The sequence below is a fragment of the Lysobacter enzymogenes genome, from assembly GCF_017168095.1.
Classification (GTDB): domain Bacteria; phylum Pseudomonadota; class Gammaproteobacteria; order Xanthomonadales; family Xanthomonadaceae; genus Lysobacter; species Lysobacter enzymogenes_D.
Window position 1 is genome coordinate 537 of the sequence record NZ_LXSD01000369.1, and the last position, 589, is coordinate 1,125.

Annotated in this window: 1 protein-coding gene; it reads right to left on the reverse strand. The window is 67.6% G+C overall.

Annotated elements, in window-relative coordinates; translation table 11 throughout:
* A partial coding sequence (locus tag A7A76_RS14885) for a DUF7507 domain-containing protein (protein ID WP_428995161.1) occupies positions 1–589 on the reverse strand: 589 nt, incomplete at both ends.

A 589-nucleotide genomic window follows, 5' to 3' on the forward strand; every position in this document is an offset into this window, starting at 1 on the left:
ATCGTCGGTGTCGGTGACCGTTCCACCCGTCGGCGTGGTGCCCGTGCCGGTCGCGGTGTTGGCACGCGAACCGGTGTTCACGTCCTGCTGGGTCAGCGTGTACACGTTGCCGGCCGTGCAGGCCAGGTTCTGGCTCTCGCCCGGCGCCAAGGTCACAGCCGTGCAGGCCAGGTTCGGCAACAGCGGGTCGGTCACGTTGACGTTGGTCAAGGTGACGTTGCCGGTGTTCTGGACCGCGAAGGTGTAGGTGATCGTGTCGCCGACGTCGCCCGCGCCGTTGGCCGGCGTGTCGGTATCGGTGATCGCACCGGCGGTCTTGGTCAGGGTCAGCTGCGGAGCGGCATTGATCGTCACCGTCTCGTCGTCGGTGTCAGTGACCGTTCCACCGGTCGGCGTGGTGCCCGTGCCGGTCGCGGTGTTGGCGCGCGAACCGGTGTTCACGTCCTGCTGGGTCAACGTGTACACGTTGCCGGCCGTGCAGGACAGCGTCTGCGACTCGCCCGGCGCCAGGGTCACGGCCGTGCAGGCCAGGTTCGGCAGCAGCGGGTCGGTCACGTTGACGTTGGTCAACGTGACATTGCCGGTGTTC